This window comes from Zestomonas carbonaria (assembly GCF_904061905.1).
Lineage (GTDB): Bacteria > Pseudomonadota > Gammaproteobacteria > Pseudomonadales > Pseudomonadaceae > Aquipseudomonas > Aquipseudomonas carbonaria.
Window position 1 is genome coordinate 58,226 of the sequence record NZ_CAJFCI010000045.1, and the last position, 24,662, is coordinate 82,887.

Genomic DNA, 24,662 nt, shown 5'->3' on the forward strand with positions numbered 1-24,662 from the left:
GCGTGGAATTCGATATGCCTGTCTTCGTTCGTCCTTTCCGGGCGCAGTCGCGCCTGCCTCGTTCATTCGTTCCCTTCACTTTCCGGCGCCTGTGCTGGTCGGTCCAGGCCGCTTTGCTCGGCACCCTGGCCGCGCCGCTGCACGCCGATGAGCTTGTCGCCGACGAGTTGCAACTGACGCCGCTGGTGATCACCAGCGTGGCGCCCGAGTCGCCGCTGACCGTGGTCACCGATCCCCGCCAGCCGCGTCAGCCGGTACCGGCCAGCGACGCCGCCGACTACCTGAAGACCATTCCCGGTTTCGCCGCGGCTCGTAGCGGTGGGGTCAATGGCGATCCGGTGTTTCGTGGCCTGTTCGGTTCGCGGCTGAAGTTGCTGACCAACGGCGGCGAGATGCTCGGCGCCTGCCCTGGACGCATGGATGCGCCGAGCTCCTATATCAGCCCGGAAAGCTACGACCGCCTGACGGTGATCAAGGGCCCGCAGACCGTGCGCTGGGGCCCCGGCGCCTCGGCGGCGACGGTGCTCTTCGAGCGCGAGCCGGAGCGCTTCGAGAAACCGGACTGGCGCCTCGATGCCCGCCTGCTGGGCGGTTCCAACGGCCGTTTCGACCGTGCCCTGGATGCCGCTGCCGGTAGCCAGGAAGGCTACGTCCGGCTGCTGGCCAACCGTTCGCAGTCCGACGATTACCAGGACGGCGATGGCGACCGGGTGCCATCGCGCTTCGACAAGTGGAACACGGACGTGGTGCTCGGCTGGACCCCGGACGCCGACACCCTGTTGGAGCTGAGCGCGGGTGGTGGCGACGGCGAGGCGCGCTACGCCGGGCGCGGCATGGACGGGGCGCAGTTCAAGCGCGAAAGCCTGGGCCTGCGCCTGGTCAAGTCCCACCTCGGCGACGTGCTGGATGAGATCGAGGCGCAGGTCTACTACAACTACGCCGACCACGTGATGGACAACTACAGCCTGCGCACGCCGTCCGGCCATGGAATGATGGGCATGCCGATGGCGCATGCCGTCGACCGTCGTACCCTCGGCGGGCGTCTGTCGGCGACCTGGCGCTGGGATGGCGTCGAACTGGTCGGCGGGGTCGATGCGCAGCGCAACGAGCATCGCGGGCGCATGGGGATGGGGATCGACACCTACCGCGACCAGCCCTGGGAAAAGGACGCGGCGCTCCACAACTACGGTGCCTTCGGCGAACTGACCTGGTTCGTCGCCGAGCAGGGCCGGCTGATCGGCGGCCTGCGCCTGGACCGTGCCTCGGCCAAGGATTACCGCCAGCGTATCGGTTCCGGGGCCAACCCGAGCGCTGGCGATACCCGCAACGACACCCTGTCCAGTGGCTTCGTGCGTTACGAGCACGACCTCGCCGATTCGCCGACCACCCTGTACGCCGGCCTCGGCCATGCGCAGCGCTTCCCCGATTACTGGGAACTGTTTTCGCCGACCAACGGTCCGGCCGACACGGCCAACGCCTTCGTCGGCGTCGATCCGGAAAAGACCACCCAGCTCGACGTCGGTGCCCAGTTCCAGGGCGAGAAGCTGGATGCCTGGGTGTCCGCCTATGCCGGCGAGGTGCGCGACTACATCCTGTTCGACTATAGCGAGGGACGCTCGCGGGCGCGCAACGTCACGGCGCGGATCGCCGGTGCCGAACTGGGCGCGGGCTATCCGTTGGCGGAGAACTGGAAAGGGGAGGCGAGCCTGGCCTACGCCTGGGGCGAGAACCGCACGGATCGGCGCGCCTTGCCGCAGATTCCGCCGCTGGAGGCGCGCTTCGGCCTGACCTACGAGCGGGGCGACTGGAGTGCCGCCGGCCTGTGGCGCCTGGTGGCGGCGCAAGGGCGTATCGCCGAGGGCCAGGGTAACGTGGTTGGCAAGGACTTCGGGGAGAGTGCCGGGTTCGGTGTGCTGTCGTTCAACGGCGCCTACCGGTTGAGCGCCAACCTCAAGGTCAGCGCCGGCGTCGACAACCTGCTGGACAAGGCCTACGCCGAACACCTCAACCTGGCGGGCAATGCCGGCTTCGGCTTCGCCGCCGGAGAGCGCGTCGCCGAGCCGGGAAGGACGTTCTGGACGCGCCTGGACCTGAGTTTCTGAGGAATGCCCCGCTTGTGCGGGGCGACAACCGGATGCGGAGGCGCGGACGGGGCTGGAAAGACCGCCCCGCCGATCAGGCGGGTTCGGTCTCGTGGCGCCGGGCGCTGCTCGTCCAGGCGTGCATGTCCGCGCCGCTCGGGTGCTGGAATACCCGCAGGCCGAACTCCGGGAGGATCGCCAGCATGTGGTCGAAGATGTCCGACTGGATCGCCTCGTAGCGTCCCCAGGCGGTGGTGGCGGTGAAGCAGTACAGCTCCAGCGGCAGGCCGTCGGCGGTGGGGGCGAGCTGGCGGACCAGCAGGGTCATGTCCTGGCGGATGTCCGGGCTCTGGCGCAGGTAGTTCTCCACATAGGCGCGGAAGGTGCCCAGGTTGGTCAGCCGGCGGGTGTTGGCCGGGTCGCGGGCATAGTCGGCCAGTTGGCTGTTCCAGTCGAGCAGCTCGTTCTGCTTGCCGATCAGGTAGCTGTCGAGCAGGCGCAGGCGGTGCAGGCGATCGATCTGCCCGGCGTCGAGGAAGCGGACGCTGGTCTGATCCAGGTACAGGCTGCGCTTGATGCGCCGGCCACCGGACTCCTGCATGCCGCGCCAGTTCTTGAACGGGTCGGTGATGAAGCGCTTGGTGGGGATGGTGGTGATGGTCTTGTCCCAGTTCTGCACCTTGACCGTGTGCAGGGCGATGTCGATCACGTCACCGTCGGCGTTGAGCTGCGGCATCTCCACCCAGTCGCCGACGCGGACGATGTCGCTGGAGCTGATCTGCACGCTGGCCACCAGCGACAGCAGGGTGTCCTGGAAGATCAGCATCAGTACCGCGGCCATGGCGCCGAGGCCGGACAGCAGGATCAGCGGCGAACGGTCGATCAGGGTCGCCACCATCAAGACCGCGGCGATCGCGAACAGGGCGATCTTGACCACCTGGATATAGCCCTTGATCGGCTTCAGGTGGGCGTCCGGGCGGCGCTGGTAGAGGGTGTTGGCCAGGGTCAGCACGCCGCTGATCGCCAGGGCGATGGTCAGGATGATGAACGCGCCGCAGACGTTGCGCACCACGGTGACCGCGGCTTCCGGCAGGTCTGGAACCAGGGCGATGCCGGAGGACAGGATCAGCGCCGGGACGATGTTGGCCAGCCGGGCGATGATGTGCGACTGGGCGAGTTCCCGATCGTCTCCCAGCGGGCTGGCCTTGAGTGCCCGGTACAGGCCGCGTATCAGGATGCGCTTGACCACCCAGTTGGCGATCCAGGCGACCAGTACCAACAGGCTCAGGCTGATCAGGGTATGGAATTCGGGGTAGCGCTCGAGCCATTCCAGGGCGGCGGCATACTGTGTTTTCACGACGATCCTCACTTGCGGTGCAACATTGCTTGTGCGTTCGAGACCCGATTTTCCGGGTACCGTCGGCATGGAAAGCGACGTACCTTAACAAACGAAGATGACGTTTGGGCCGTGCGTTTTTCTGAAACTGACGGCGTACCGGCATGGAGGACCGCAATGAACGGATCGAAGCTTGCCTATCCCCTGGTGATCGTATTCGCCCTGCTTGCCGCTTGCACCGGGCGGGGACCGGCCGACGAGAGCCTGCCACTGGATGAGCGCCTGGCCCGCCTGGGCTACCAGCAGGGCGAGGCGGTGGATAGCGTGCTGCGTTATCGGATCGACGACTGGCAATACCTCGACAAGCGTCACATCGTGCTCGGCGGTGGCCCGGGGCCGGCCTACCTAGTCGAGTTCCCCACGCCGTGCCGCAACCTGGCGTTCAACAACCGTATCGCCTACAGCACCACGGCTGGAGCGCTGACCCGCCTGGACAAGATCGTCTCCACCGACGCCGGCGGCTTTCCGGAGCATTGCCTGATCGGCGAGATCTACCGGCTGGACCGGGTGAAGAAGGCCAAGGAGTGAGTCTCAGGGCTCGAACGCGCCGATGAAGATCGCCGGGTCGACCCGGGCGTCGTTCAGGCTGACGTTCCAGTGCATGTGCGGCCCCGTGGCGCGCCCGGTGGCGCCGACCCGGCCGACCACGCCGCCGCGCGGCAGTTGCTGGCCGAGTTGCACATCCACCTTGGACAGGTGGCAGAACATGCTGATCAGCCCCTGGCCGTGGTCGACGAATACCGTCCTGCCGTTGAAGAAATAGTCGCCAATCAGGATCACCTTGCCGGCCGCCGGCGACTTGATCGGCGTGCCGGCGGGCACGGCGAAGTCGAGGCCGGCGTGCGGGTTGCGTTCCTCGCCGTTGAAGAAGCGGCGCACGCCGAAACGGCTGGACAGCGGGCCGTTCACCGGCTTGTCGAACAACAGGTTGCTCGGCGTACCGGGGCTGAAGAGACGGTAGGCGCTGGTCTGCTCGGCCAGTTCGCGCTCGATGCGCTTGAGGTTGGCCGGGCTCGGGTTGACCTGCTCCTTGTTCTTCAGGGTGATGTGCTGTTCCTTGTAGCGCTTGGCGCCGACCGTGAAGCTCAGTTGGCGGCCGTCCGCCTCCAGCGTCTGGCTACCCGGCTTGATGCTCAGCGGGATGCCGACCACCGCGATCCAGCGCTTGCCGTCCTCCTTGACCACCAGCACCGGCTTGCCCTGGTAGCGCGCCTTGGGAGCGACCGGGCCGTCGCCGAGTGGCACCACGGCGACGCCACCGGGTACCGGCTTGTCCAGCAGGCGGGTGAGGAAGCCTTCGGCATGGGCGGGGAGGGCGAGGCAGAGCAGCAGGGTGGCGAGCAGGCGCATGGGGATATCCGGTTGGGGGACGCGGTTAGATACCGTTTTGTGCGTGGCTGGGCAAGTTTGGTGGTTGGAGGCGGTCGCGTTTCTTCTCCCAGGGGAAGAGGGTGTTGTCCGTGCCTCGTGCCGAATCCGCAACGCAGGGCAGCCCCCTCTCCCATCGGGAGAGGGCTGGGGTGAGGGGCGGACTTGATAACTGCACCTTACGTTTACCCATGCCCTGTAACGGTCTAATCGAGCAGCGACAGCGTCACCGGCTCCAGGTGATTGTCCTCCACCCGCACCGTCAGTTCCCCTTCGCCGAGCTTCGCACTGAGCTTCTGGCCCGGATGCGCCTGCGCGGCGCTGCGGATCGCCTGGCCGCGTTCGTCGAGCAGGATGCTGTAGCCACGGCCAAGGGTCGCCAGCGGGCTGACCAGGTGGAGATTCTGTGCCAGCCCTTCGAGGCGTTGGCGCTGCTGGCGCAGTTGCATTTGTGCGGCGCGCGGCAGGCGCGTGGCCAGGGCGTCCAGGCGCTGGCGCAGCAGGCCGAGCAGGCGGCCGGGATGCTGGGCGGCGAGCCGGGCGTCCAGGCGGGCAAGTTGTTCCTGGCGGGCGCTCAGGCGCTGCTGGAAGGCGCGGCGCAGGCGCAGGTCGAGATCGTCGAGGCGCTGGGCGTGCTGGCGCAGGCGCTCGCCGGGATGGCGCAGGCGCCGGGTCGTGCCTTCCAGGCGCAGGCGCTCGCGGGCCAGATGGTCGCGCATGCGCAGCAGCAGGCGGCGCTTCAGGCTGTCCAGGCGCTGTTGCAGGTCGGAGTTGTCCGGCGCCAGCAGTTCGGCGGCGGCCGAAGGCGTCGGTGCGCGCACGTCGGCGACGAAGTCGCTGATCGACACATCGGTCTCGTGACCGACCGCGCTGATGATCGGCGTCCGGCAGGCGGCCACGGCTCGCGCCACCGCTTCCTCGTTGAAGCACCAGAGGTCCTCCAGCGAGCCGCCGCCACGGGCCAGGATCAGCGCGTCGAAGCCGCCTGCGTCGGCCAGTTGCAGGGCGCGGACGATCTGAGCGGTGGCCTCGCGGCCCTGCACGGCGGTGGGGATCAGGGTCAGCCGTACCTGCGGGGCGCGACGGCGGAACACGCTGATGATGTCGCGGATCACCGCGCCGGTGGGCGAGCTGACGATGCCGATGCGCTGCGGGTGGGCGGGCAGCGCCTGCTTGCGTTCGGTGGCGAACAGGCCCTCGGCGGCCAGTTTTTCCTTCAGCGCCTCGAACGCCAGGCGCAGGGCGCCGTCACCGGCCGGCTCGACATTGTCGAGGATCAACTGGAAGTCGCCGCGCCCTTCGAACAGCGAGACCTTGCCGCGCACCCGCACCGCCAGGCCGTCCTTGAGCGCCTGGCGCACCCGCGTGGCGTGCTGGCGGAACAGCGCGCAGCGCACCTGGGCCTGGCTGTCCTTGAGGGTGAAATAGATGTGCCCGGAGGCCGGGCGGGCGAGGTTGGAAATCTCGCCCTCCACCCACACCTGGGCGAACACGTCCTCCAGCAGCAGGCGGGCGCGGCCGTTTAGCTGGCTGACGCTGAGGACTTCGCGGTCGAGCCCCAGGCGGGCGAAGGGATCGTTGAGCATGCGTGGCCCGCCGGGTCATTCCCAGCCGTAGTGGGCGTCGAACAGCTCGCTGGTCTCCACGCTGGCGACTTCGGGACGGGCCAGCAGCCAGTCGTTGATGGCCTTGCGGTCGTCCTCGCTCGGCGAGCGATAGCGCTGGTCGGCGACCAGGGTGCCATCCAGCCACTGCGGGTCGAAACCGCCGATGAAGCAGAGCTGGCGGGTCTCGACGGTATCGATGAAGGCATCGAGGAGGGCGTCCAGCGTCGGCTCGTCGAGCGGGGCCTTGAAGGTCGCCTTGAGTTCGAAGGCGTATTCCTGGAACTCGCCGAGATAGAGCTTCTTGCGCAGGCGGCGTTTCATGCGGCGCAGGCGTTCTTCGCTGGCGATCGGGTTGACCATGGTCGGGATTCTCCGGAAAAGGGCGGCAGGGACTGCCTTGGCCGGCCATTATTCCCTTCCGGCGCCTTGCCCGCCATCTGTTTGCTGTCCGGCGGGAAATACCGGCTGGCTCGTTGAGCGCGGAGGGTGGGCTGGGTATAATGCCGCGCTTCTTATTTTTCCCTCCCGGGAGCCCCGCCATGCTGCGTATCAGCCAAGAAGCCCTGACTTTCGACGATGTCCTCCTCATCCCCGGTTACTCCAACGTCCTGCCGAAGGACGTCAGTCTCAAGACTCAGCTGACCCGTGGCATCACCCTGAACCTGCCGCTGCTCTCCGCGGCGATGGATACCGTCACCGAAGCGCGCCTGGCCATCGCCATGGCCCAGGAAGGCGGCATCGGCATCATCCACAAGAACATGACCGTCGAGCAGCAGGCCGCCGAGGTGCGCAAGGTCAAGAAGTTCGAGGCCGGCGTGGTCAAGGACCCGATCACCATCGACGCCGACGCCACCGTGCGCGACCTGTTCGAACTGACCCGCCAGCACAACATCTCCGGCGTGCCGGTGCTTTCCGAGGGCGACCTGGTGGGCATCGTCACTTCCCGTGACGTGCGCTTCGAGAACCGCCTGGACGCCAAGGTGCGCGAGGTGATGACGCCCAAGGAGCGCCTAGTCACCGTCAAGGAAGGCGCGGACAAGGAAACCGTGCGCGCCCTGCTGCACAAGCACCGCATCGAGAAGGTGCTGATCGTTGACGATGCTTTCAGCCTGCGCGGCATGATGACCGTCAAGGACATCGAGAAGGCCAAGGCCTACCCGCTGGCCAGCAAGGACGACCAGGGCCGCCTGCGTGTCGGCGCGGCGGTGGGCACCGGCGCCGATACCCCGGACCGGGTGACCGCGCTGGTCGCCGCCGGTGTCGACGTGATCATCGTCGACACCGCCCATGGCCACTCCCAGGGCGTGATCGACCGCGTTCGCTGGGTCAAGCAGACCTACCCGGAAGTGCAGGTGATCGGTGGCAACATCGCCACCGGCGCAGCCGCCAAGGCGCTGGTCGAGGCCGGTGCGGACGGCGTCAAGGTCGGTATCGGCCCGGGCTCGATCTGCACCACCCGCATCGTCGCCGGTGTCGGCGTCCCGCAGATCACCGCCGTCGCCAACGTTGCCGCCGCACTGGCCGGCACCGGCGTCCCGCTGATCGCCGATGGCGGCATCCGTTTCTCCGGCGACCTGGCCAAGGCCATCGTCGCCGGTGCCTACTGCGTGATGATCGGCTCCATGCTGGCCGGCACCGAAGAGGCGCCGGGCGAGGTCGAGCTGTTCCAGGGCCGTTCCTACAAGGCCTACCGTGGCATGGGCTCGCTGGGAGCCATGGCCCAGGCGCAAGGCTCGTCCGACCGCTACTTCCAGGATTCCTCGGCTGGCGCCGAGAAGCTGGTGCCGGAAGGCATCGAAGGTCGCGTGCCGTACAAGGGCGCGATGAGCGCCATCGTCCACCAGTTGATGGGCGGCCTGCGCGCCTCCATGGGCTACACCGGCTGCGCCAGCATCGAGGAGATGCGCACCAAGCCGGAGTTCGTGCGCATCACCGGCGCCGGCATGGCCGAGTCGCATGTGCATGATGTGCAGATCACCAAGGAAGCGCCGAACTACCGCGTCGGCTGAGCTGCGCTCTGCCGACTAGCTGCAAGCCTCAAGCTGCAAGCGACAAGCCGACGCCGTTCCTACTTGCGGCTTGAAGCTTGTGGTTTGCAGCTCAACTTTCTCCAGCGAGAGCCCCAGCATGTCCCACCCCGATATCCACGCCCACCGCATCCTGATCCTCGACTTCGGCTCCCAGTACACTCAGTTGATCGCCCGCCGCGTGCGCGAGATCGGCGTGTACTGCGAGCTGCACCCGTTCGACATGAGCGATGACGACATCCGCGCCTTCGCTCCGCGCGGCATCATCCTCGCCGGCGGGCCGGAGTCGGTGCACGAGGCCGACAGCCCGCGCGCGCCGCAGGCGGTGTTCGACCTCGGCGTGCCGCTGCTGGGCATCTGCTATGGCATGCAGACCATGGCCGAGCAGCTAGGCGGCAAGGTCGAGGGTTCCAGCCTGCGCGAGTTCGGCTATGCGCGCGTCGACGTGGTCGGCAAGAGCCGCCTGCTCGACGGCATCGAGGATCACGTGGACGCCGACGGTGTGCTCGGTCTCGATGTGTGGATGAGCCACGGCGACAAGGTCACCGGGTTGCCGGAAGGTTTCCACATCCTCGCCAGCACCCCGAGCTGCCCGATCGGCGCCATGGCCGACGATGCGCGTGGCTACTACGGCGTGCAGTTCCACCCGGAAGTCACCCACACCAAGCAGGGCGGCCGCATCCTCTCGCGCTTCGTGCTGGACATCTGCGGTTGCGCGGCGCTGTGGACGCCGTCCAACATCGTCGAGGACGCCATCGCCCAGGTGCGCGCCCAGGTCGGTTCGGCCAACGTGCTGCTCGGCCTGTCCGGCGGCGTGGATTCCTCGGTGGTTGCCGCGCTGCTGCACCGGGCCATCGGCGACCAACTGACCTGCGTGTTCGTCGACAACGGTCTGCTGCGCCTGCACGAAGGCGACCAGGTGATGGCCATGTTCGCCGAGAACATGGGTGTCAAGGTGATCCGTGCCGACGCCGAGGCGCAGTTCCTCACCAACCTCGAAGGCGAGGCGGACCCGGAGAAGAAGCGCAAGATCATCGGCCGCACCTTCATCGACGTGTTCGATGCCGAAGCCAGCAAGCTGGACAACATCCAGTTCCTCGCCCAGGGCACCATCTACCCGGACGTGATCGAATCGGCCGGCGCGAAGAGCGGCAAGGCCCACGTGATCAAGTCGCACCACAACGTCGGCGGCCTGCCGGAAGAGATGAACCTCAAGCTGGTCGAACCGCTGCGCGAGCTGTTCAAGGACGAAGTGCGCAAGATCGGCCTGGAACTGGGCCTGCCCTACGACATGGTCTACCGCCACCCGTTCCCCGGCCCGGGCCTCGGTGTGCGCATCCTCGGCGAGGTGAAGAAGGAGTACGCCGACCTGCTGCGCCGTGCCGACCACATCTTCATCGAGGAGCTGCGCAAGGCCGACTGGTACCACAAGGTGAGCCAGGCCTTCGTGGTGTTCCAGCCGGTGAAATCGGTCGGCGTGGTCGGCGACGGCCGCCGCTACGCCTGGGTCGTCGCCCTGCGCGCGGTGGAAACCGTGGACTTCATGACCGCCCGCTGGGCGCACCTGCCCTACGAGCTGCTGGAAACCGTCAGCAGCCGGATCATCAACGAAATCGACGGCATCTCCCGCGTCACCTACGACGTGTCGAGCAAGCCGCCTGCCACCATCGAGTGGGAGTGATTCGGCGTCTGGCACCGGTTGGCATCTAGTAGCACGAAAGCACACCTAAGCCCGCGTCATTGCGGGCTTTTTTGTGATCTCGTTCGGCACCGCCTGGCAACATTTGGCATCGCCAAGCACCGTTTTTTCATGGCATGATGGATGGCATTGAATGCTTCTATGCCATGAGAAGTCGCCGATACCATGCAACCACCTTGCGAATGTTCATGGTATCGAATTTGCGTAACACGATGATTTAATGGATGTTTTACGCCAGGGCGGGCCGGTCTTCGGATCATGGTATTTGAGCTGAATCAGGGCGAGAACCATGTTGACCGATACCAAGCTGCGCAACCTCAAGCCGAAGGACAAGCTCTACAAGGTGAATGACCGTGACGGCCTCTATGTAGCCGTCACGGCCGCCGGAGCGATCTCGTTCCGCTACAACTACTCGATCCACGGTAGGCAGGAGACCATCACCTTCGGCCGCTACGGTGTCGGCGGGATCACCCTGGCGGAAGCCCGCGAGCGGTTGGGCGAGGCCAAGAAGATGATCGCGGCCGGGAAGTCGCCGGCCAAGGAAAAGGCGCGGGACAAGGCCCGCGTCAAGGACGCGGAGACGTTCGGGGCCTGGGCGGAAAAGTGGCTGCGCGGCTACCAGATGGCCGACTCCACCCGCGACATGCGCCGCTCGGTCTACGAGCGCGAGCTGAAGCCAAAGTTCGGCAATCAGAAGCTGGTGGAGATCACCCACGAAGACCTGCGCGCGCTGACCGATGCCATCGTCGAGCGCGGCGCGCCGGCGACGGCCGTGCATGTCCGCGAGGTGGTGCTCCAGGTCTTTCGCTGGGCCATCGAGCGCGGCCAGAAGGTCGAGAACCCGGCCGAGCTGGTGCGCCCGACGACCATTGCCAAGTTCGAGCCGCGCGACCGAGCGCTGACGCCCGACGAGATCGGCCTGATGTACCAGTACATGGAGCGCATCGGCACAGCGCCATCCATTCGGGCGGCGGCCAAGCTGCTGCTGTTGACGATGGTGCGCAAGAGCGAGCTGACCAACGCGACCTGGAGCGAGATCAATTTCAGCGACGCGCTTTGGACGATCCCGAAGGAGCGGATGAAGCGGCGCAATCCGCATCTGGTGTTCCTGTCCCGGCAGGCGCTGGACATCTTCATTGCCCTGAAAACCTTCGCGGGGGGATCGGACTACGTGCTTCCGTCGCGGTATGACTCGGACTTACCGATGAGCAGCGCCACGCTCAACCAGGTGCTGACGCTGACGTATCGGCTGGCGCAGAAGGAAGGGAAGTCGCTCGCCAAGTTCGGGCCGCATGACTTGCGGCGCACGGCCAGTACGTTGCTGCATGAGGCCGGCTACAACACGGACTGGATCGAGAAGTGCCTGGCGCACGAACAGCGGGGCGTCAGGGCCGTCTACAACAAGGCCGAGTACCGCGAGCAGCGCACGGCGATGTTGCAGGACTGGGCGGACATGATCGATGAATGGACGCTGAGACGGCCGAAGGCGTAAGTCAGAGGAGGGCGGGTTCAGCAGCGCCGCCCGAGCATCGAGGTGTGGCTTCGCGCGTCATTGACACTTGGGGGGCGCGGCGTTTTAGCGGCCAAAAAGTGGCGGCTTCGACCGACTGGGTGAAGCCTGGCCGCATCGCCTGAGTGCCCGACGACTTCCGCGCCTCGATCCATTCCTCGACCTCGGCCAAGTCCCAGGCAACGTTTCGGCTGGTGAGTGCGATCCGGCGCGGAAACTCCCCGCGCTGCTCCATGTTGAAGATCGTGCGCTCAGACAGCGGGATCATTGCCAGTAGCTTCTTCCGATTGATGAGCGTCTTGCTTGTCGTTGCCTGCATCCCCTGGCCTCTTTCAGTCACTTGCGAACATGTGCCTGATGGTGCCTGGCAATGCGGATTGTTTCGTCCTATTAGTTGGTCAATTAGGTTGACGCCGTGAGCGCGGCTTTGTACTCAAGCGGAACATCGCGGGGATCGCCGCCAGCGCCTTCGATACCGCTTGGCGCTCGATGCCGAGCTTTCGCGCAATCTCCGACTGATTGAGTCCAGACCGCTGGAGCATCAGCATCTGCTTTTTGCGATCCGATAGCTTCGAGTCCACCATCAGCCGTGCTTGATTGCGCAGCTCTGCCTTGTCCGCCGGCTGTAAGGTCTGGCCTGCGACATAGTGGAAGAAGTAGCTGTCAACCAGTTGATCGCCCGATTTCACTTGGGCAGTGGCCGGCTTCGCGCATTGCTGGTTGAGTCTCGCCAGTTCGAGGTCGAATTGCGCGAGGGATCGCCTTGCTTGTCTGTAGACAGGGTTCCATGCGCCGCTCGGCAATTTAGGCCGGTGATCCAGGCAATACAGGCTGCTTAGTCGAAGCTTTTCCTCTGGATCGTCCGCCTTCGGATCATCGCTCCCGCCGGCGAATGAGGTCAGCTCGGCGAGTGATCCGCAGAACCGGCAGAACCCCTGGAGGCGTTCGCCATTCAGTCGGGTGTCGCGCACCTTTGACTTCGTCGGCCGTTTGCAGGCGCAGTTCCATACAAGCCCGATCAACGATTCGAGTGTTGCAACAAACCGCCGATCTCTTGGCGTCTGCCTATCCTCCGTTTTGATGAACTGGCGCAGCAACTGCCGCTGCATGCGAACCATCGCATCAAGTCCAACCAGTCGAATGATTCCGCTGAAGCTCACCCCTGTTCCTGCTCCGGGGATATGGCCCAAGTAGCGTTGTGGCAGCGTCGCCGTGTACGCAGCCACGGCGGGGTCAATGAGTTCCTGTAACAGCCCAACGATGGGGTAGCGCCGCGAGGAGGCGGAATACGGCCGCCAGCGATCCTCAAACTGCCCGATGGCTTCCGAGACAGTGGGATCGCAGCCTTCCCAGATGACAATGGTTGGATCATTCTTCATGTCAACCATTTTGGACAACTAATAAGATGTAGGCAACCCCCAATAACGCCTAACCTTCGTAGCAATTCAGTTGATAACGGAGGTTTACGCAATGACGATAGAAGACACGCTACTGCAACGCTTCGGCCCGCTGCTGAGCATGGCACAACTCGCCTCCGTCCTGGATCGATCACCGGATGGCCTGCGGGTCAGCTTGCGCACGACGAGCGAATGGGCGGGGCGAATCAACAAGGCTCGCTTGAAGATCGGTCGGCGCGTCTACTTTCGAACCTCGCAGATCGCCGAGGTGCTGAGCGACGAATCCCTGTACGGAACGGGGAACTGAGTCGTGGCGATTGATGTCCTGGCGGCGTTCGAGTGCGAACCGCCGGTGCTGGACTTCATATGGCCGGGCTTCCTCGCGGGAACCGTCGGCGCGCTCGTCGCCCCAGGGGCCACGGGCAAGAGCTTCTGGGCGCTGGAAGCGGCCATGAGCATCGCATGCAGCGTTGCCGGCGGCGACCTCGTGGGCCTGGCCCCCGCACACACCGGGCGCGTGGTCTATCTGGCCGGGGAAGACCCGCCGCCCGCGCTTGTCCGGCGCATTCACGCCATCGGCCAGCACCTCGGGCATACAGCCCGCCAAGCCATCGCCGAGAACCTCGTGCTTGAGCCGATCATGGGCAAGCGCCTGAACGTCATGGACGAGGCTCACTTGCGCCGCGTCATCGAGTACAGCGCCGGGGCGAGGCTGATCGTGCTGGACACCCTGAGCCGCATCCACGCCCTCGATGAGAACAGCAACGGCAACATGGCCCACCTCGTGGCCGTGCTGGAGCAGGTCGCGGCTACCACGGGCGCATCCGTGCTCTACCTGCACCACGTCAGCAAAGGAAGCGCCCGCGAAGGGCAGACCGACCAGCAGCAGGCCGCGCGTGGCGCGTCCGCGCTGATCGACAACGCCAGGTGGTGCGGTTACGTCGCCCGCATGACTGAGGACGAGGCGAAGCGCCTCAGCGACCGCGCCCATGACCGGCAACCCATCGGCGATGAGCGGCGCGGCTTCTTCGTGCGTTTCGGCGTCAGCAAGCAGAACTACGACGCCACGCCGCTTGATCGCTGGTACATGCGGCACGCCGGCGGCGTGCTGGTGCCGGTGGAGCTGTATGAGGCCAGCCGGAATGAGGAAAAGGGACGTGACGGTCGGAGGCGAGGCGATGGCTTTTGACCTCACCCATGCCAGGCACGATCCAATGCACTGCTTGGTCCCCGGCTTGTTCCGCAGTCTCAAGCGCGGCGAACGGAAGAAGCTCAAGCTCGATGTGACGTATCACTACGCCGAAAATGAACTAGCGCGGTTCGTCGGATTCGAGCCTCTTGGTGCTGATGACATGCGGCTGCTGCAAGGTCTTGTGGCTCTTGGAGGGCCGAAGGGCATCATCCTGACGCCAGAGCCAACAGCGGACTTGCCGAAGCAACTCCGTCTATTCCTTGAGCCGAAGTTCGACGCGGTAGGGCAGGATGCGCTGGTCGTGAGAGAGAGTATGACCAGCCTGCTAGGCGAAATCGGCTTGACCGATGGCGGCGACAATATCAGGGCGATCAAGGCGAGCTTGCTGCGCATGGCAAACGTGACGGTGGTCGTCACCAAGGGGAGCAGGCAAAGGTCTTTTCACCTGATGAGCTACGCCTTCGACGAGGAGGACGGACGGCTATTCGTCGCGCTGAATCCTCAGATTGCAGAGGCGATTCTTGGGCGTCGCCCGTATACCCGCATCGAGATGGCCGAGGTGCGGGCGCTACAGACTGACCCGGCCCGTCTGATTCACCAGCGGCTATGCGGCTGGATCGATCCGGGAAAAGCCGGGCGTGTGGAACTGGATACCCTTTCCGGTTATGTCTGGCCGGACCAGGCGAACGCCGAGGCCATGAAGAAGCGCCGCCAGAAGGCCCGCAAGGCTCTGGCCGAGCTTGCCACCGTGGGATGGAAGGTCAGCGAGTATGCGGCAGGGAAGTGGGAAATTGGCAGGCCGAAGCCCGTAGTAACGTTCCCCAAGCTCCGTAGCAACGTTCCCCTTCACCCGTAGCAACGTTCCCCGCCTCAAACCGGAAAACAGAGCAACGGCGCGGGCTTGCGGCTAGTCCGCAAATTCCATCCATGATCTTCCAAGATCATCCACTAGGCGCGGCACTTGCCGCCGCCCTTTAGGGCGACGCCAAGTCCTTGCCGATGGTCGGCCTGCGGCCGAGTTGTACGCCAGAAGGGCGGTCAGCTCCGGTCAGTTCTTTTTAGCGGCTAAAACGCTGCGCCCCTCAAGTGTCAATAGGCAGGTGTTGTATGTTGTATGTTGTAGCGCGCTACAACATACAACAGTTCAATTCGATGCCCTGGCCACGTCATGAGATCGGCCTTTCTTTCCCGCGCTACGTCGAGCTGCAGCATCGTCATCTCCGGCGAGGCTGGCCATGTCCGGGCCATGGTCGACCATCGCCACGTCCGACGATGCACCGAGGGCCCCATCGCCAGTTCTGACGATGACGGCCGCCGGCGCTGGAGCTCGCATCGCCACTTCTGACGATGCGATCCTCTCTTTGACACTTGAGGGGCCGAGCGGCGGGGAATCTCCCGGCCTACTCCCCTCTTGGCGTTCAATCTTCCGTGCTGACTGAGCGCCATCCCTGTTTCGATGGGCGTGCCTGTGTCATCGGCTCCATGTCAACCATTTCGGCCAATTATTGGAATGTTGTGTAGGCCAGCACTCCGTAACCTTCGGAGTAGTTCAGTTGATAACGGAGGTTTACGGACATGGCGACGACAGAAAGCAGCTACCCCGAGGAGCTGGCCGCACGGCTGGCTCTTCAGCAGAAGACCTCGCAAACAAAGCGCAGGGACTACCTGGCCGCTTTCATGGCGGTGCGCTCGGACGTGAAGGAAGCGATGGAGGCCGGCTACGCGCTCAAGATCATCTGGGAGCACCTGCGCGAGGTCGGGCGCATCCCTTTCCGGTATGAGACGTTCCTGAAGTACGTTCGCCAGCACATCACCAATGCGCGGCCTGGCTCCATGGGGTAGGGTACGAAGTAAGCAAAGTTCCATGCTCAATCGCTGCAAGCGCATGGCTGAAACGCTGTTACCGGCCTCTTGGATCGCTGCAAGCACGCGGACATTGGCAATTTCCGTTGGTTTTCCCGCTGCTGGCGCGCTGTTGCGAAGCAACGGTGCGGTTACAGCGCGAAGTTCGATGAGTCATACGAGGCAAAAACAACGCCGTAAGGCGGGCAGGATGTGTGAAGTAGGCCCACCGGCAAGCCGGTTGTCCTTCTTCACTGTCCCTTATTCGCGCGGGGCGCTCAACGGGCATCCTGCTCTGCGAGGCTGCCGGCTACCGCCGGTTGGAGGACACATGGGTGACGAGAATCGAATCACCAGGAAGGGCAGCCCGCCGATCAAGGTGTACTGCCTTCCAGAAGAACGCGAACTGATTGAGGCGAACGCCAAGATGGCGGGGATCAGCGTGGCGCGCTATCTGCGCGACGTAGGACAGGGCTACCAGGTCAAGGGAGTCATGGACTACCACTACGTGCGCGAGCTGGTGCGGGTGAATGGCGACCTTGGCCGGCTGGGCGGATTGCTCAAGCTCTGGCTGACCGACGATCCGCGCACTGCCCGTTTCGGCGATGCAACGATCCTCGCCCTGTTGGCTCGGATCGAAGCTACTCAGGATGAAATGAGTCGGCTAATGAAATCCGTGATGCAGCCGAGGGCCGACCGTTGAGAGTTATAGCGGCTAAATTTCCGTGTGCCGGACGCGACACGAGGCGCTTCCAGGCCGCCGGCCTGAGCGTTATCAACTCTCGGGAGGACGCATAGGGCCAGGGACACCCCGTAAGGGCCGAGAGCAGAACCACCGAAGCCCGGGCCTCAGTGCCAAGGGCGATACCGATTAGCTAGTGGCGTAGCTCTTCGATGAAACCTTGCCGTGGGCAAGCGCGAGCTTGGTCAAGGCATTGCCTTTCTTTCATCGAATGGAGATTGCGACCATGAAGCACGTCCGTTTTTTAGCGGCTAAAACCGCGCTCGCCGCCGCTCTGGCCGGCAGCATCATCGTCACCCCGGCGCAGGCCGGCATCCCCGTCATCGACGGCGGCAACCTGGTGCAGAACGTCATGACCGCCATTGAGTCGGTGGCGCAGACGCTCAAGCAGATCGAGCAGTACCAGACCCAATTGCAGCAGTACGAAAACATGCTGCAAAACACCATGGCTCCGGCCGCCTATATCTGGGACCAGGCGCAGTCCACCATCAACGGACTGATGGCCGCCACCGACACGCTGAACTACTACCGGAATCAGCTCGGCAGCATCGATGCGTACCTGGGCAAGTTCCAGGATGTGGCCTATTACCGTGGTTCGCCTTGCTTCTCGGCCGCTGGGTGCTCGGATGCCGAGCGCGCCGCGATGGAGCAAAACCGCAGCCTGGCGAGCGAGAGTCAGAAGAAGGCGAACGACGCGCTTTTCAAGGGCCTGGAGCAACAGCAGCGCAACCTTTCCGCCGATGCTCGCCAGCTCGAACGGCTCCAGTCCGCCGCGCAGGGCGCGACCGGGCAGATGCAGGCCATCGGCTACGCCAACCAGCTCGCCGCCAACCAGGCAAACCAGCTTCTGCAAATCCGTGGCCTGCTGATCGCACAGCAGAACGCCGCGACGGCCAGGATGCAGGCGCAGGCCGACCTAGAGGCGCAACAGCAGGCCGCCGGCGCGACTTCCCGGGAGTCCAGGATCGAGCGGACGGCCAACCCGAGAAACTGGCTCGAACTGACCCGCTGACGGAGGCCCTGCACCATGAAGAAAACGATGCTGCTTACCGGCCTCGTGGTGGTGCTGGTGGCTGGTTGCGACAACAAGCCGGCCATCCCGCCCATGCCCGAGGTCAATGACACCAATTGCCAGATCGAGGCGATCAAGAAGATCGAGGACAGGGCCACGCGCGAGAAATTCGCCGGGCTGTGCTCGCGCCGGTCGCCGGCCGCCGGCGGCATTGCGCCGACCGAGAAGCCCATGAACTGGCTCGAACTGGCCGACCCGAAAGATCAGAAGGAGGCGAAGCCATGAAAACACTGCACAAGGCGGCGCTGATCGGCGTCGCCCTCGCGCTTTACTCCACCGCCGCATCGGCCCAACTCACCAATCAGGGGATGCTTGACCAGGTGGTGACGGAGTTCGCCACGCGAGCCACGTCCTGGCAGACGGTGGTGATGAATGCCGCGATGTTCCTGTTCTGGACGCTGGGCACGATCTCGCTGGTTTTCACCTTCGGCTTCATGGCGCTGCGCAAGGCCGACATTGGCGAGTTCTTCGCCGAGTTCATCAGGTTCATCCTGTTCTTCGGCTTCTTCCTCTGGCTGTTGCGCTATGGCCCGACTTTCGCCAACTCGATCATCCAGTCACTGGCCCGACTTGGTGAGCAAGCGTCCGGGGTGGCATCGGTGACACCCTCGGGCATCGTGGATATTGGCTTCATGATCTTGAAGCAGGCATTCAGGAACTCGTCGATCTGGTCGCCCGTGGATAGCTTCATCGGTGTGGCCTTGAGCGTCGGCATCCTGATCCTGCTGGCCGTTGTCGCCGTGAATATGTTGCTGCTTCTCGTGTCGGCCTGGCTGCTGATGTACGCCGGAATCTTCTTCCTCGGCTTCGGTGGCTCGCGTTGGACTTCCGACATGGCGATCAACTACTACAAGACCGTGCTGGGCGTGGCCGCGCAGATCATGACGATGGTGCTCCTGGTCGGCATCGGGAACGACCTGCTTTCCAGCTTCTACGCCAGGATGAACACCGGCACCCTGAACTTTGAAGAGCTGGGCGTGATGCTGGTGTTCTGCGTGGCGTTGCTCATGCTGGTCAATCGTGTGCCCCCGCTTGTCGCCGGCATCATCACCGGCTCGGGGATCGGTGGCGCTGGCGGCATTGGCAACTTCGGTGCAGGTGCCGCCATCGGTGCGGCTATGGGCGCGGCGAGTATGGTCGCCGGAGCGGCCAGCGTGGCTGGCGCGGCCGTGATGGGCGGTGCGGCCTCGGCCGCCGGCGGCATGTCGGCGATTAAGGCGGCGTTCGAGAAAGCAGGGGCTAGCGCCGGTGGCGAATCGGGCGGAGTGCCCATGTTTGGTGGTGGTGCTGGCGGTGATTCCGATGCTGGACCGTTCGCGCAGGCGGCGGGCTTTGGTGGCGGCGGTTCCAGTGCCGGCACAAGTACGCCGCTCGGCCAGGCGGCTGGCTTTTACAGCTCTGGAAGCTCCAGCAGTTCGGGCGGCAGCGGCGGCGAATCGAGGGGCGGCGACAAAGCCGGCTCCAGCTCGAAGGGTAGCGGCGATGGCGGCGGCTCGAAGGCCGGCGGCGGCAGCGACGCTGGCGGCCAAGCCGGCCGAGGTGCGGGAGGCCTTGTCGCTGCGACGGCTGCGAACCTGGTGCAAGGCATTGGCGACGTTGCGAAGGCCAAGGCGGCCAGCATCCGCGACGCCGCCGCCGAACGCATCGCCGACACCACCGGCGGGAAGATCGCCGCCGCGATCCGGGCGAGCAGCCAGACAGACCGGGCAGTCGAGGATGTGCCCAGCTTCGGCGGCAACAGCCTGGCAGGGGCCGATTCGGCTGCTGCTGATCCTGATGATGAAGTAGCCGCGTTCGCCAACCGCGACAAGGAGGTATGACGATGACGCCGAGAGGATTTTTCGACTGCCTGGACGTTGCCGCTGCCGAGCAGCGCCAGGCGCAGGCGGTTGAGGTTGAGCCGGTCGACGATCAATCGACTGATGCAGACCCGGCGGCAGAAGTTGCGGCCTTTGTTGATCGACCTGCTCCGCCCGTCATTGAGGCCACCAAGCTGGCGGCCAGGTCGGGCGGCTACGCCAGCAGCTACGGCAGCAGCGCGAGAAGCACGCCGCTGGCCGAGGCCGCTGGCTTCTACGGCACCGGCAGCCGATAAGCGCGTCGGCCGGCGTGGGGCCGGCCGACACTTCCACAACCCACCTGTTAGAGAGGTGAATCATGGCAACCCTGAATCCTACCAATGCAACGCAGGCCGTTCATCATGCAGCCGTGCAACTCGCCGCGCTCGACTGGCTAGACCAGGACGCGGCGCGGCAGCTCGGGCCGCTCGCCGAGGCCGTGGCGAACGCTTTCATGGTCGTGTTTTATCAGGCAGAGACGGGCCAGGCGACACCTGCCGACTTTCGCGAGGCCCTGGACGCGGTGCGGCAGTCACTCGGCGCCGCGTAGGCACGCGCACCAGGAGCAGCAAGGGCGGCCATTGGCCGCCCTTGTCATTTCCGGGCCTGCATCGTCAAAGGTGACGATGTGCGCTGGCGTGCTCGAGCATCGCCAGATCGGACGATGACGGCCGCTCTGGCCTTCTCCCTTGGCGTGGATCTCGCATCGTCGTTTCTAGCGATGAGATCCAGCGCACCAGAACGGCGCACGTCGAGCTGCAGCACCGCCAGGAATGGCGATGCTGGCCAGCTCTCCTACTCGATGCCGTGCATGGCCTTCGCCCGCGCTGCGACGGCCTGTGCGTGTTCGATATAGGCCGGGTCGGCTGTGGCCTCGGCTTCGGCCAGGAAGGTGCTGATCGCCTCGGCCGAGGTCAGCGTCTCGGCCGGGTCGAAAGGCGTCAGCTCACGGCCAACGGCCGGCGCATCCACCCATTCGCGTTGTTCCTGCGGCAGTGGATGCACGCCGGCGGCTTCGGCCTCGGCCAGCAGCTCGGCCAGGGTGTAGCGCACCTGGTCAGGCGTGACGGCGCGGGCCGGATCGGCCTTCAAGGCGTCATAGGCCGGGCCGACCTTCTCATGCAGCCAGTTTTCCAGGTTCTTCGAGCCTGTCATCGGCTGGCCTCATCAAGCATGGATGCCAGCCGCTCCAGGTCATTGACCGATTGCGAGCGAAAGCGGCCGGTCAGCAGCTCGTGCAGCGCGGCCGGCGTCAATCCGAGAAGCGTAGCCGCTTGCTCGGTCGACAACTGTTGCGCCTTGATGGCCTCGCCGATCTTGGTGACGAGTCGGGTCTTGACCAGCATTTCGCCGGCGTCGGGATAGCCCAGGTCGGCATAGACGTTGGCGCTGCCCTGCTGAATGTTCGGGGTGTCGTCAGCGTTCAGGTCGGCCAGCAGCTCGGCGACTGTGGCGAACCGCCCCGAGACACGGCCGGCGCGGCTGTCTGCAATTGCTTCCTCGGTTTCCTTCCTGCCCATCGCACACCTCACGCTGATTTGCCTAGCCCGTCTCATCCACATGAGGCCACAGAGAGCGCGGCTGTGAAGGCCAAAGAGTACTACGTTGCGTGTTTTCCCCGGAAGAAGACACGCCGACCACCTTCTTGGCGTAAACCATCTACGACCAGGTGGCTAAAGCACATGGCATTGCCATCGAGCCGGTGCCGCGAACCGGCCGCAACGCATGGCACCGGCCGAATCTATGGCTTCGCGCACATGAGATTTGGGGTTCATTTGGACGGACCAGATGGTAAACTTGACCAAACTTTGGAAGACTTCGCCGCGTGACACCAAGTGAGCCGCCTGACATGAACCAACCTGATAGTGAAATTCTCACGCTGGACGAAGTGGCGGTCTACCTCAAGGCAGGGAAGAAGACCGTTTACCGGCTGGCCCAGCAGGGGGAGATACCGGGGTTCAAGCTGGGCGGCACCTGGCGGTTTCGTCGCAGCGAGTTGGATCGCTGGATTGCCGCGCAGATAGCCGAGAAAACGCAGGACAAGACATGAGCGCCCCGCAGAACGACAGCAGCCAGGTGTCCAGTCCCCAAGGGGGGGCTGCACGCCCATGAACGCCGTAGAAATCGAACAGGCCATCACAGACCTTGCGGAGCAGCCCTTTGACCCCGCAGAGTTCCCCTACGCTTTCCTTGAAGCCTTTGGCAACAAGGCGACGACCATCAAACGCCTGCGCGCGGGGGCATCGAACAAGTCCGACCTCGGTGGTGTTCTCCAAACCAGCAACATCCACATCCTGACCTGCGACGTAGGGCGGGTGACGCAGATGCTGGCCGCCCTCAAGTCCAGCCCGGCGACGGCCAAGGCCAAGGCGAAGTTCATCCTCGCCACGGACGGCACGGACTTCGAGGCCGAAGACCTGACCAGCGGCGAGACCGTCGCCTGCGCCTTCAAGGACTTTCCTGACCACTTCGGCTTCTTCCTGCCGCTGGCGGGCATCAGCACCGTCCGCCAGATTAGCGAAAACGCCTTCGACATCCGGGCCACCAGCCGCCTGAACCGCCTGTACGTCGAACTGCTGAAAGACAACCCGGCCTGGGGCACAGCGGAGCGCCGCCACGACATGAACAAGCTCATGGCGCGGCTGATCTTCTGCTTCTTCGCCGAGGACACCGATATCTTTGGCGGTAGGGGCAAGTTCACCGAGACCGTCGCGCGGATGAGTGCGGGGGATTCGACCAATACGCACGAGGTCATCGCCACGCTGTTCCGAACCATGAACACCAAGCGTGAAGACCGGGCGGCCGCCGGGCTTCCCCGGTGGGCCAATATCGACGATTTCCCCTACGTCAACGGGCAGTTGTTCTCTGGCGGCGACGAAGTGCCGCGATTCAGCAAGATCGCCCGGTCCTACCTGCTGCACGTCGGCGGGCTGGACTGGACCAAGATCAACCCGGACATCTTCGGATCGATGATCCAGGCCGTTGCCGAGGACGAGGAACGCGGCGAGCTGGGGATGCACTACACCAGTGTTCCCAACATCCTGAAGGTGCTGAACCCGCTGTTTCTCGACGACCTGCGTGCAAAGCTAGAAGAGGCGGGTGACAACCCGCGCACCTTGCTCAACCTGCGCAAGCGCATCGCCAAGATCAGAGTTTTCGACCCGGCCTGCGGTTCGGGTAACTTCCTTGTTATCGCCTACAAGGAGATGCGTGCCATCGAGGCAGAGATCAACAAGCGGCGCGGCGAACCAGATCGCGCGTCTGACATCCCGCTCACCAACTTTCGCGGGATTGAGCTGCGCGACTTCCCGGCGGAGATTGCCCGCCTTGCGCTGGTCATCGCCGAGTACCAGTGCGACGTGCTGTACCGAGGCCAGAAGCTGGCCCTGGCCGAGTTCTTGCCCCTGCGCAATGAGAACTGGATTACCTGCGGCAACGCGCTGCGTCTTGATTGGTTGAGCGTTTGCCCGCCGACTGGAACGGGGGTGAAGTTGCAGGCGGACGACCTGTTCAGCTCGCCGTTGGACCAAGCCCAGATCGACTTCGAGAACGAAGGGGGCGAAACATATATTTGTGGCAACCCGCCGTATCTGGGAAGCAAGTGGCAGTCAGACGAACAGAAGGGCGAGCTTAAGGCGATCTTCGAACGCATTGGTGTCGCGTGGAAATCTCTGGATTACGTTGCCGGGTGGTTCATGAAGGCTGCAGCATATGGCGAGCGCACTAATGCGGCCACTGCCTTTGTTTCCACCAACTCAATCTGCCAAGGCTTGCAGGTTCCTATTTTGTGGCCTGCAATTTTTAACACCGGACACCAGATCGTATTCGCGCACACATCCTTCAAGTGGACCAATCTCGCAAGCAATAACGCTGGTGTGACTGTGGCCATCGTGGGTATTTCATCCACGCCACAACCTATTAAAAGGTTGTTCTCCGTGAGTGAGGATGGCTCCGTGCAGGAGCGGCAAGTTGACTATATCAATGCCTACCTTGTGCCGGGGCGCGTCAACTCGGTGGAGCAGGAGCGTCGACCGATTTCATCTGTATCGCCCATGCTGTTTGGCAACATGCCGCGTGATGGTGGTGCATTTGTTTTGGACGGCGAGGAACGAGCACGTGTGCTGATGCAGCACCCCGAACTCGAACGCTTCGTTCGCCCGTACATGGGCTCTGAACAGATGATCCAGGGAAAACCTCGGTGGTGCCTGTGGATTGAGGACGACGATGCGCCTTATGCGCAGCAACACCCCTACCTGAAGACGGTGTTGGACCAAGTACGGGATTTTCGCCTATCAAGTGCTGCCAGTTCTACCCGCGACTTCGCGGCACGGCCTCATCGCTTCGTCCAAATTGCCGGTACCGCTAAGCAGCATTCGCTTGTCGTGGCGAAAGTCTCGTCCGAGCGCCGACCATACCTACCGGTGGACCTTTTAGACGGCAGCGTGATCGTTAGCGATCTCTTGTTCGCGCTGTATGACGCGCCGCTATGGAACTTGGCGGTATTGGCGTCACGACTTCATCTCGTGTGGATTGCAACCGTGTGCGGAAAAATGAAAACCGACTTCCGGTATTCGAACACCATCGGCTGGAATACCTTCCCACTGCCTAAGTTGACAGAGAAGAATATCGATGACCTCACCAGATGCGCACAAGAGATCCTGCTAGCGCGTGAGCGCCACTACCCGCAGACTCTTGCCGAACTCTATGCGCCTGACGCAATGCCGACCGATCTACTTCGCGCACATGAGCGTAACGATGAAGTTGTGGAGAGAATCTATATAGGTCGCTTATTCAAGAATGACACGGAGCGCCTTGAAAAACTCTTTGAGCTCTATTCACGCATGTCCGGTCAAGCGGGTGCCGGGCGGCGCCGAGTCAAACGAGCGTAATT

The 24,662-nt window shown here is 64.0% G+C and carries 24 protein-coding genes and 1 pseudogene; 17 read left to right on the plus strand and 8 right to left on the minus strand.

What is annotated here, in order from left to right:
• Nucleotides 1-14: 14 nt before the first annotated feature.
• Nucleotides 15-2,102: a TonB-dependent copper receptor gene (locus tag PSEWESI4_RS11745; RefSeq protein ID WP_187671390.1), complete on the plus strand. Its 2,088-nt coding sequence runs from the start codon at nt 15-17 to the stop codon at nt 2,100-2,102.
• A 73-nt stretch (nt 2,103-2,175) separates the two neighbouring features.
• Here PSEWESI4_RS11745 and PSEWESI4_RS11750 read toward each other — a convergent pair whose 3' ends face one another.
• Nucleotides 2,176-3,438 carry a mechanosensitive ion channel family protein gene (locus PSEWESI4_RS11750; protein WP_235978921.1) on the minus strand — a complete coding sequence of 421 codons (1,263 nt, stop codon included), beginning with the start codon at nt 3,436-3,438 and terminating at the stop codon, nt 2,176-2,178.
• 156 nt (nt 3,439-3,594) lie between these two features.
• On the opposite strand from PSEWESI4_RS11750, the gene PSEWESI4_RS11755 reads away from it, so the two are divergent.
• Nucleotides 3,595-4,005: a DUF6491 family protein gene (locus PSEWESI4_RS11755; RefSeq protein WP_187671392.1), complete on the plus strand. Its 411-nt coding sequence runs from the start codon at nt 3,595-3,597 to the stop codon at nt 4,003-4,005.
• 3 nt (nt 4,006-4,008) lie between these two features.
• Here the strand turns inward: PSEWESI4_RS11755 and PSEWESI4_RS11760 are convergent, their stop codons facing one another.
• From PSEWESI4_RS11760 to PSEWESI4_RS11770, 3 genes are all read right to left on the minus strand, one after another.
• On the minus strand, nt 4,009-4,827 hold the full coding sequence (locus PSEWESI4_RS11760) for a M23 family metallopeptidase (protein WP_187671393.1): 819 nt from the start codon (nt 4,825-4,827) through the stop codon (nt 4,009-4,011).
• Nucleotides 4,828-5,051: 224 nt separating this feature from the next.
• Complete coding sequence (gene xseA, locus PSEWESI4_RS11765; RefSeq protein WP_187671394.1) at nt 5,052-6,431, minus strand: exodeoxyribonuclease VII large subunit; 1,380 nt, start codon at nt 6,429-6,431, stop codon at nt 5,052-5,054.
• 15 nt (nt 6,432-6,446) lie between these two features.
• A complete protein-coding gene (locus PSEWESI4_RS11770; RefSeq protein WP_187671395.1) occupies nt 6,447-6,812 on the minus strand; it encodes a YggL 50S ribosome-binding family protein in 366 nt (121 codons plus the stop codon).
• 179 nt (nt 6,813-6,991) lie between these two features.
• Here PSEWESI4_RS11770 and guaB point away from each other — a divergent pair, with 179 nt between their 5' ends.
• The 3 genes from guaB (at nt 6,992) to PSEWESI4_RS11785 (ending at nt 11,670) form a co-directional block, all read left to right on the plus strand.
• On the plus strand, nt 6,992-8,461 hold the full coding sequence (gene guaB / locus PSEWESI4_RS11775; RefSeq protein ID WP_187671396.1) for an IMP dehydrogenase: 1,470 nt from the start codon (nt 6,992-6,994) through the stop codon (nt 8,459-8,461).
• A 118-nt stretch (nt 8,462-8,579) separates the two neighbouring features.
• Complete coding sequence (guaA, locus tag PSEWESI4_RS11780; RefSeq protein ID WP_187671397.1) at nt 8,580-10,160, plus strand: glutamine-hydrolyzing GMP synthase; 1,581 nt, start codon at nt 8,580-8,582, stop codon at nt 10,158-10,160.
• Between the two features lie 307 nt (nt 10,161-10,467).
• The gene (locus tag PSEWESI4_RS11785) at nt 10,468-11,670 is read left to right on the plus strand and encodes a tyrosine-type recombinase/integrase (RefSeq protein ID WP_011805741.1); all 1,203 of its coding nucleotides are present in this window, start codon (nt 10,468-10,470) and stop codon (nt 11,668-11,670) included.
• A 124-nt stretch (nt 11,671-11,794) separates the two neighbouring features.
• Here the strand turns inward: PSEWESI4_RS11785 and PSEWESI4_RS11790 are convergent.
• Together PSEWESI4_RS11790 and PSEWESI4_RS11795 are read right to left on the minus strand one after the other, a co-directional pair.
• Nucleotides 11,795-12,007: pseudogene (locus PSEWESI4_RS11790) on the minus strand (helix-turn-helix transcriptional regulator); the annotation flags it as partial.
• Between the two features lie 79 nt (nt 12,008-12,086).
• Nucleotides 12,087-13,067: a LuxR family transcriptional regulator gene (locus PSEWESI4_RS11795; RefSeq protein WP_210768844.1), complete on the minus strand. Its 981-nt coding sequence runs from the start codon at nt 13,065-13,067 to the stop codon at nt 12,087-12,089.
• A gap of 91 nt (nt 13,068-13,158) precedes the next feature.
• On the opposite strand from PSEWESI4_RS11795, the gene PSEWESI4_RS11800 reads away from it, so the two are divergent.
• The 10 genes from PSEWESI4_RS11800 to PSEWESI4_RS11845 all read left to right on the plus strand — a co-directional run bounded on the left by PSEWESI4_RS11800 (nt 13,159) and on the right by PSEWESI4_RS11845 (nt 20,321).
• Complete coding sequence (locus tag PSEWESI4_RS11800; protein ID WP_033996783.1) at nt 13,159-13,392, plus strand: SPRY domain-containing protein; 234 nt, start codon at nt 13,159-13,161, stop codon at nt 13,390-13,392.
• 3 nt (nt 13,393-13,395) lie between these two features.
• The gene (locus tag PSEWESI4_RS11805; RefSeq protein WP_162524634.1) at nt 13,396-14,274 is read left to right on the plus strand and encodes a helicase RepA family protein; all 879 of its coding nucleotides are present in this window, start codon (nt 13,396-13,398) and stop codon (nt 14,272-14,274) included.
• Entirely contained in the window at nt 14,264-15,133 is an 870-nt protein-coding gene (gene repC / locus PSEWESI4_RS11810) for a replication protein C, IncQ-type (protein WP_011805736.1), read from the plus strand. Before PSEWESI4_RS11805 ends, repC begins: the two co-directional genes overlap by 11 nt.
• A gap of 719 nt (nt 15,134-15,852) precedes the next feature.
• Complete coding sequence (locus tag PSEWESI4_RS11815; protein ID WP_187671399.1) at nt 15,853-16,119, plus strand: TraK family protein; 267 nt, start codon at nt 15,853-15,855, stop codon at nt 16,117-16,119.
• A 331-nt stretch (nt 16,120-16,450) separates the two neighbouring features.
• Entirely contained in the window at nt 16,451-16,822 is a 372-nt protein-coding gene (gene traJ / locus PSEWESI4_RS11820; protein ID WP_187671400.1) for a conjugal transfer transcriptional regulator TraJ, read from the plus strand.
• A gap of 265 nt (nt 16,823-17,087) precedes the next feature.
• Entirely contained in the window at nt 17,088-17,873 is a 786-nt protein-coding gene (gene trbJ / locus PSEWESI4_RS11825; RefSeq protein WP_033996778.1) for a P-type conjugative transfer protein TrbJ, read from the plus strand.
• 15 nt (nt 17,874-17,888) lie between these two features.
• The gene (gene trbK, locus PSEWESI4_RS11830; RefSeq protein WP_026437069.1) at nt 17,889-18,158 is read left to right on the plus strand and encodes an entry exclusion lipoprotein TrbK; all 270 of its coding nucleotides are present in this window, start codon (nt 17,889-17,891) and stop codon (nt 18,156-18,158) included.
• Nucleotides 18,155-19,753 (plus strand): P-type conjugative transfer protein TrbL, encoded by a 1,599-nt coding sequence (gene trbL / locus PSEWESI4_RS11835; protein ID WP_187671401.1) that lies wholly within the window; start codon nt 18,155-18,157, stop codon nt 19,751-19,753. The genes trbK and trbL overlap by 4 nt, the downstream gene beginning before the upstream one ends.
• Complete coding sequence (locus PSEWESI4_RS11840) at nt 19,750-20,028, plus strand: hypothetical protein (RefSeq protein WP_047350574.1); 279 nt, start codon at nt 19,750-19,752, stop codon at nt 20,026-20,028. Before trbL ends, PSEWESI4_RS11840 begins: the two co-directional genes overlap by 4 nt.
• Nucleotides 20,029-20,090: 62 nt before the next feature.
• A complete protein-coding gene (locus tag PSEWESI4_RS11845) occupies nt 20,091-20,321 on the plus strand; it encodes a type I toxin-antitoxin system ptaRNA1 family toxin (protein ID WP_010378963.1) in 231 nt (76 codons plus the stop codon).
• A 245-nt stretch (nt 20,322-20,566) separates the two neighbouring features.
• On the opposite strand, the gene PSEWESI4_RS11850 is transcribed toward PSEWESI4_RS11845, so the two are convergent.
• Nucleotides 20,567-20,926, minus strand: coding sequence for a helix-turn-helix domain-containing protein (locus PSEWESI4_RS11850; protein ID WP_187671402.1), 360 nt, complete (start codon nt 20,924-20,926; stop codon nt 20,567-20,569).
• Entirely contained in the window at nt 20,923-21,291 is a 369-nt protein-coding gene (locus tag PSEWESI4_RS11855) for a helix-turn-helix domain-containing protein (protein WP_090336144.1), read from the minus strand. Before PSEWESI4_RS11855 ends, PSEWESI4_RS11850 begins: the two co-directional genes overlap by 4 nt.
• Before the next feature lie 329 nt (nt 21,292-21,620).
• Between PSEWESI4_RS11855 and mads1 the strand changes: the two genes are divergently transcribed.
• Together mads1 and PSEWESI4_RS11865 are read left to right on the plus strand one after the other, a co-directional pair.
• Nucleotides 21,621-21,821, plus strand: a complete 201-nt coding sequence (mads1, locus tag PSEWESI4_RS11860; RefSeq protein WP_010378957.1) for a methylation-associated defense system helix-turn-helix domain-containing protein MAD1 — start codon at nt 21,621-21,623, stop codon at nt 21,819-21,821.
• A gap of 58 nt (nt 21,822-21,879) precedes the next feature.
• Complete coding sequence (locus PSEWESI4_RS11865) at nt 21,880-24,660, plus strand: class I SAM-dependent DNA methyltransferase (protein ID WP_187671403.1); 2,781 nt, start codon at nt 21,880-21,882, stop codon at nt 24,658-24,660.
• Nucleotides 24,661-24,662 lie beyond the last annotated feature (2 nt).